The sequence below is a fragment of the Sphingobacterium sp. IITKGP-BTPF85 genome (assembly GCF_001006065.1).
Classification (GTDB): Bacteria; Bacteroidota; Bacteroidia; order Sphingobacteriales; family Sphingobacteriaceae; genus Sphingobacterium; species Sphingobacterium anhuiense.
Window position 1 is genome coordinate 1 of the sequence record NZ_ASZT02000204.1, and the last position, 6,939, is coordinate 6,939.

Annotated in this window: 10 protein-coding genes; 5 read left to right on the top strand and 5 right to left on the bottom strand. The window is 37.9% G+C overall.

Annotation, left to right across the window (positions count from 1 at the left end):
* The 3 genes from L950_RS23450 to L950_RS23460 form a co-directional block, all read right to left on the bottom strand.
* Nucleotides 1-189, bottom strand: a 189-nt coding sequence (locus tag L950_RS23450) for a hypothetical protein (RefSeq protein WP_037526208.1), incomplete at its 3' end; no start/stop codon positions are given.
* 150 nt (nt 190-339) lie between these two features.
* Complete coding sequence (locus tag L950_RS23455; protein ID WP_021190107.1) at nt 340-996, bottom strand: response regulator; 657 nt, start codon at nt 994-996, stop codon at nt 340-342.
* Between the two features lie 2 nt (nt 997-998).
* Complete coding sequence (locus tag L950_RS23460) at nt 999-1,613, bottom strand: hypothetical protein (protein ID WP_021190108.1); 615 nt, start codon at nt 1,611-1,613, stop codon at nt 999-1,001.
* 365 nt (nt 1,614-1,978) lie between these two features.
* Between L950_RS23460 and L950_RS23465 the strand changes: the two genes are divergently transcribed.
* The 4 genes from L950_RS23465 to L950_RS23475 all read left to right on the top strand — a co-directional run bounded on the left by L950_RS23465 (nt 1,979) and on the right by L950_RS23475 (nt 4,156).
* Entirely contained in the window at nt 1,979-2,338 is a 360-nt protein-coding gene (locus tag L950_RS23465) for a hypothetical protein (protein ID WP_021190109.1), read from the top strand.
* Nucleotides 2,339-2,442: 104 nt separating this feature from the next.
* Nucleotides 2,443-3,072 (top strand): hypothetical protein, encoded by a 630-nt coding sequence (locus L950_RS31115; protein WP_197086665.1) that lies wholly within the window; start codon nt 2,443-2,445, stop codon nt 3,070-3,072.
* Complete coding sequence (locus L950_RS37610) at nt 2,979-3,197, top strand: hypothetical protein (RefSeq protein ID WP_410528157.1); 219 nt, start codon at nt 2,979-2,981, stop codon at nt 3,195-3,197. Before L950_RS31115 ends, L950_RS37610 begins: the two co-directional genes overlap by 94 nt.
* A 35-nt stretch (nt 3,198-3,232) precedes the next feature.
* On the top strand, nt 3,233-4,156 hold the full coding sequence (locus L950_RS23475) for a sensor histidine kinase (protein WP_156169836.1): 924 nt from the start codon (nt 3,233-3,235) through the stop codon (nt 4,154-4,156).
* Nucleotides 4,157-4,164: 8 nt separating this feature from the next.
* Here L950_RS23475 and L950_RS35965 read toward each other — a convergent pair whose 3' ends face one another.
* Both L950_RS35965 and L950_RS35970 read right to left on the bottom strand, forming a co-directional pair.
* Nucleotides 4,165-4,413, bottom strand: coding sequence for a CinA family protein (locus L950_RS35965; protein ID WP_084825539.1), 249 nt, complete (start codon nt 4,411-4,413; stop codon nt 4,165-4,167).
* On the bottom strand, nt 4,389-4,667 hold the full coding sequence (locus L950_RS35970; RefSeq protein ID WP_031288349.1) for a CinA family protein: 279 nt from the start codon (nt 4,665-4,667) through the stop codon (nt 4,389-4,391). The genes L950_RS35965 and L950_RS35970 overlap by 25 nt, the downstream gene beginning before the upstream one ends.
* Nucleotides 4,668-5,348: 681 nt before the next feature.
* Between L950_RS35970 and L950_RS23490 the strand changes: the two genes are divergently transcribed.
* On the top strand, nt 5,349-6,939 hold a 1,591-nt coding region (locus L950_RS23490; protein WP_021190113.1), incomplete at its 3' end, for a bifunctional alpha,alpha-trehalose-phosphate synthase (UDP-forming)/trehalose-phosphatase.

Genomic DNA, 6,939 nt, shown 5'->3' on the forward strand with positions numbered 1-6,939 from the left:
TTTTATCGTATCACCCTGCATGGTCATTTCCTGTTGTTCGCTTAAATTGTAGCGTGTTTCATCACCTGCAGAGGGAGCAATTGTACTACTATTACCTTCACTGTTGTTACTTTTTGAGTCATTCTGACATGAACCCATTATACCTAAAACTATAATTCCCGATAATGCCGCTAATTTGAAGTTTTTCATAGTGTTATAAATTGATGTATACATAAATAACGACTGTATCAGGGTGATTGTTTGCTCAATATCACGATATACGCATTAAAACAAAGAAGCACAGGTATTAATACCTGTGCTCCCTTTCATTTATTATTATTGTTAAACTTCTTTGTTCCATTATTGCATTAAACCTGTTCTAATCGCATATTTAATCAGCGCAGCGGTATTTTTCACACCGGTTTTTTCCAGTAAATTTTGTCTATGCCCTTCTACAGTACGTTTGCTTAAAAATAGTTTATCAGCGATCTGCATATTCGTAAATCCCTCACCAATGAGCTCCAGTACTTCCATCTCTCTTTCCGAAAGCCCCATCTTCTCCATGATTTGTTCAATGTTTAAGAAAGCAGTTGGTGACTTCTGTAAAGTATCGAGCATGATACCTCCAATCTCTTCACAGATAAACTGTCCACCATTGGCAACATGTCTAATGGCATATAGCATTTCCTCGTATCCTACATTTTTGACGAGATAGCCATTCGCACCATTCTTAAAAGCTTGCAGTACATGCTGTAAACTATTCAACATGGAGAGAACAATTATTTTTACAGACGGGTACTGCGATTTCACTTTCAATATGAGTTCCAGCCCATCCATATCTGCCATATTAATATCGGTTATCAGAACATCTGGAATATTCCCTTTGCTCATGATTTCCAATACCTCATTACCATTCGTTCCCTGATCAATAACTTCCAGATCAGATTGCGATTCCAATAATAGTTTCACTCCATTGAGGACAACTAGATGATCTTCAGCTATAACAATTTTAACCATATTTAATTTAGTTTTACAATAACTACTATCTTATTCTCTTGATTGTCACTTGCAAATGTTAGTGATCCTTCAAGCAGATTAACGCGGTTTTGCAGTTTTTTAATTTTTTTACTATTGCTTTGTTTAAGTTTATCTATATAATTATTGTTAAGTCCATATACTTCAAGATATAAATCATGATCATCGGCATATAGATGAATCCCTAAAAATGGTAGTTCATCTGTTACAATTGCCGAGACAACATACCTGACCATATGAAAGATGAGCAACTGACAGCTAAAATCCAAGTCGTTCACTTGCTTATCCACAGCAATATCGTTATTTGGATTGCTAACCAGAAAATGATCTTCCAAGGCTCTTTTCAATCCAAAGTCACGTAAAACACCATTTAACAAAATGTTTGATAAATGCTGTACTTTACTGATCGTGTCGGTGACCATATTTTTGGTATTATCCAACTCAACCGAGTTACCATGCTCCATCGCATAGCGTTGCAAATTCAAGCGTATTGCATATAGATCCTGGGCAATATTTTCCCTCAGAACCTGTCCATACTTCAAATTCCGCTTCTCATATTCCTTGATTACTATTTTATAAAATTCCTCCCGTTTGTTCATACTCTGATGTCATGAAATAAGGTTATTTGCATAACACTTAAAGATGCAGATAGCTTTAAGCAAAGATCGCACCGTTACTACAAAAATTAATACTTAATTACAATACGTATATATACGCTGAAAACTGATTCTAAGATTTATGTAACATAAAGAATTCATTTTCAATTAAAAATGTGTATGAATGTTCAAACAAAAAAATCAAATAAAAAATTGATTAAAATAAAAAAAAGAGTTTTTCCTATTTTAATCCTTATATTTAGGAAACATTTAATTTTTTTTAAGAATTAATAATTCAATACTGCCTCCACTGATGGAAGTAATTCATTTTTTTATTAAATTTAGCATGCTCCAACGCAATTAATAAAATGGAAAACAACGTGCCTTTACCCATTAACTTTATTCAACAATTTGGTAGTCTCATTGTCCTTGATTTTGATTTTCATATCACAGGAGTAAGCGAAAATGTTCTTCATACGGTCAATCAAACAGAACATAATCTCATTTTAGGATCTAAATTTGATCTCTATTTTGCTGATTTATTTGGAAAACATTTTGTAAAAATATGTCAGGTATTGGAAAATATACGGGATAAAAAATATCCGAGACAGATCTTGCCCCTCAAATTACCCAATAAAAGAATCTATCTCAAATTAAGTTTACACGATGATCATTTGTTTATCGAATGGGAGGAGCAGTATAAAAAATATACTTCGGCAAAAAAATAAATGAGTTTAGTTTCCTTTTAGACACCATAAAACCCAACAACTGGGATCTGGTCTGCCACGCTATTAACCGGATCCTTCATTATGACCATGTATTTGTCGTTCAGGTGCAGGAAACGGGCTATAGCCAGGTCATTGCAGAAGATACGTTAGACGGGAAAGCATATTACAGGAATATGGAATTCTCGAAAAGCTTTATGCCGAAAGAGGTTTTCCCCTATTACAGCATGTGTTCATACCGCTATAGTCCCAATCTACGGGATAACCAGCAACAGTTCTATTCCATTGATCCAAAGATCAATCTACTGGAGAGTCAGTTGGCTCCAGTTCCTGAACTGCACCGGCTCTTCCTATCGGAAAAGGAAGTTACAAGTGCCCTGTTTTTTTCTATACATGTAGGTGGACAGTTTTGGGGGCTTTTAATTGGGCATCATCACAAAGAAAAGAATATCGATCTGCAGCAGCGAAAGCTCTGTACTTTTATGATCCAAAATGCCACCAGTAAATATGAAAACTACATCAATCAGGATCTGTTGGAGCGAGGCAAACTTCTAAAAGACGTGGAAGTCAATCTGAAAATTGATTTGTTAAAATACAAGACGGCCAATTGTGCCTTGTGCAACATATGGGTACCATCATGGACATGGTCAATGCAGACGGTCTGGCCATATTTAATCAGGGTGATGTTTATTTTCACGGGATCTGTCCGAATAAAGGACAGCTATATGAGATCATAACCTTTATTCAGACCCACTCCGAAAAAGCCTTATTTAAGGATAACAATTTTAGAGAAAGCCATGGGGAAAAGATTAAAGGACAATTACCTTTTGCAGGGCTTATGTATCTTAAGATAGGGCTTTGAGTGATCAGGTCCTGATTTGGTTCCGAAAAGAAACCGTGAGCAATGTAATGGAGATGCATGTCACTCCGGAAACAGATGGCAACGATGGGATTAAACAGATAGACCTCACTGAAAGTGTTAATTACGATATCGCTACCCCTTGGAACGATGTCGAAATCAGTTTTGTACTACGCCTAAATCAAATTTTAAAGGAATCCATTGTTGGAAAATTAAAAGACAAACAACAATGGAGTGAACAGCTGTTAGCACTCAACAATGAATTGGAGATGTTAACCTTTACACTTTCCCACGATTTAAAAAATCCATTATCCATTCTCAAAATGGGGATCCAATTTTTACAGAACAGTAAACAGTCTCTCAATCCCGCAGCACTGCAAAAATGGTACAGCAATCTGATCGCCAGCACGGAAAGTATTGAAAGTATCATCAACAATGTCGTGTTACTTTCCCAACGTAAAACCGGAACCTTCACGAAAGATCCGATTCCGATGGCATACACATTGGATCAGATCTATAAAGAAAGTATTATCCTGCACAATCCCGCTTTAGCAACGGTTGATTACGGTAAATTGCTTCCGGTATGGGGTGAGAAAAGTGCTTTGTATCAGATCTTCAGTAATATCATCGGCAATGCGATCAAGTACAGTCCTGGCACCGCCGGCGTAAAGCTTCACATTGACAGCTATTTTGAAGATGAGCAGGTCTGTTATAAGATAAAAGATCAGGGTATCGGTATTCCCAAAGAAAACCTGCACAGCATATTTGAGATTTTTAAAAGGGGAAAAAATGTGGATCACATCGAAGGAACAGGTGTTGGTCTTTCCTTAGTGAAGCGTATTATGGAAAGATTAGGGGGAACCATCAAAATAGATTCTGAAGAAGAAAAAGGAACGACCGTTTACCTCTACTTCCCTATTGTTGAAGAATTCCCACCCAGTATGCTTTTAGATGATCTGTAAAAAAATTGCTAATCATCCAGATCAAGGGTGAACCGGTACAGTTCATGGATAATATGGTTGACTGCGGTGATATAAATCTGGGCAGCATCGCAGTCTACACAGTGCAGTGTTTTTCGCATATGGATACCACTAAAGCATATGGCTATAAAGATATCGCCCACCTCAGCTTGATGTTCAGTGGATGAATCCGGAAAAGCCATCCCGGTTATCGCCACATAAACATCGGCCTCCACTAATTTTTTAAGCCCCTCCAGCATTTCAAACGTGACTTCCGATGACTCTGGAGTAAGTAAGAAATGCTATGATCATCCACCTGCAACAAAGATTTTTTGACACTTGTCGCATAGCTCGTTACTCCTCCTAGGAAATAAGATCCAGAGTCCGTCTGCATACTCAGCACACTGCCGAGAAAACCACCCGTCATACTTTCTCCTATAAAGACCTTGAGCTGGTTATCTTTTAAAAACTGACCAACTTTGTCTAATGTTGTCGTATCAATATATTCCATCATATATGTTAATTGTAAGTGGTGATGAAGTGAAAACTTTATTTACAAACAACTTGGACACCCCAATAGTTCATTATAGACATTTCCAGATAGGATAATATTTATTTTAATAGCAGAGATCCGCACTATTTCAGGGGGTATAAATACCCGATTTTGGCAACCAGCACGCAAATAATACTGACATTTCCAAAGACGTTTCACTGCCTAAGGTCCTTTAGGAGCAAGACTATATTGCTAATACACTATCAGTCACATCCCTATAGATAAAATGACTATACAACAGGTATAAATACCCGCTATATTAAAGATGGCTTTTATTAAACTTTTAAACGCTTTTTTGGCTGGAAATTCGCTTGTATACAGCTGTGATTTAAAGCAATCCGTATAAAGCCTCTCCAGGCGCACGAGATCGCAAAATACTATAGAACATCATATATTATCATATATTTATGAACACATCAACACTATTCAAAACACTAAAAACAGATGACTTGCCTCCCTGTCCAAGGCCAGTCTACAAAAAGATATGGGCATTGAACCTGCAGCATGGAACAAAAATGTGCAGTAGTCCAGGCTTTATCCAAATAATAAACACCCCATTGTAGCACAAAACTTAAATAATAATTAGCGCGTTAAAAACCGACGACCTACACATTACAAGATCGTCCAAAATCTGAGAAAACCATGTATAAGAAAAGAACAATTATCGTTTCCAATAGATTACCCATACGTATTGAACGTAAAGACAATGAACTTCAGTTTATCCCAAGTGAAGGTGGACTGGCAACAGGTTTAGGTTCCGTTTACAAGAGCGATGAAAACATATGGATTGGTTGGCCCGGAATTATTCCCTTAAATACACAAGAAGAAGAGATCATTACCCAAGGATTGGCCGAACACAATCTTATTCCAGTCTTTTTGACCGAAGAGGAATTAAAAGGATACTACGAAGGATTTTCGAATGAAGTCTTATGGCCCGTTTTTCATTATAGACCATCTTATGCTGTATACCGCACGCCGGACTGGGAAATGTACCAGCAGGTAAACGCCAAGTTTTCACAGGTTGTGGATCAGCAAAATGTGCAGGAAAAAGATGAAGTCTGGATTCATGATTATCAATTAATGCTCCTGCCGCAATTAGTCAGAAAATCGTATCCTACTATTGCAATCGGTTTTTTCCAACATATCCCCTTTCCAAATGATGAGGTATTTAGAAGCATCCCTTGGCGCAATGAGCTCCTAAACGGACTGCTTGGTGCCGATCTAATCGGATTCCATACCTTCAATGATACCCAGCACTTTTTGAATTCCTGTGCACATATTCTTGGCCTAAATGTTCAGAACAATTGCCTGCATACAGATGGAAGAAGTATTTTTACCGAGGTCTACCCGATGGGTATCGATTTTGATAAATTCTCGCAGCTCGCCAATAGCGAGCCCATTCAGACACGGGCGCAAGCAATAAAAGATTATTATAAAGATCAGAAAATAATACTCAGCATCGATCGCCTTGATTACAGCAAAGGCATCATTGAACGCTTGCTCGCCTACGAAAATTTATTGGTTAAATATCCAGAGTTAAAAGGACAGGTAGTTCTTTATATGATCGTAGTTCCTTCACGGGATCATGTTGCGCAGTACAAACAATTACTGGACGAAATAGACCGAACTGTAGGCCATATCAATGCTGTTTTTGGTAACAATGAATGGACCCCAATCGCCTATTTCTACAATTCGTTTCCAATGGAAGAGTTATCTGCGCTGTATGTTTCTGCTGATATCTGTTTGATCACTTCGCTACGAGACGGTATGAACCTGGTGTGTAAAGAATATATCGCCAGTAAGGAAAATACCGATGGAGTGCTGATCTTAAGCGAATTGGCCGGTGCTGCAAAAGAATTGACACAGGCCATCCATATTAATCCCAATGCAACAGATCAGGTTACCGAAGCTATTTATAAAGCTTTACAGATGCCCGTTTCTGAACAGCGTATGCGACTCAATGACAGCATTGAAATTGTCAAGAAATTTAATGTCAGACACTGGGTACGCTTATTCTTCAGCAGACTTCGTGAAATCAAGTTATTCCAGCAGAATGAAATGGCCAGAAGGATCAATGAGCAGACCAAGCTAGCCATACTCGATCAATATAACCGTGCAACCAGAAGGTTATTCTTTCTCGACTACGATGGCACCCTGATCGGTTTTCAAAACGATGCCGCTGCGGCAATTCCAACGGAATCACTTTACGACACCTTAAATCTGCTGCAGGAAA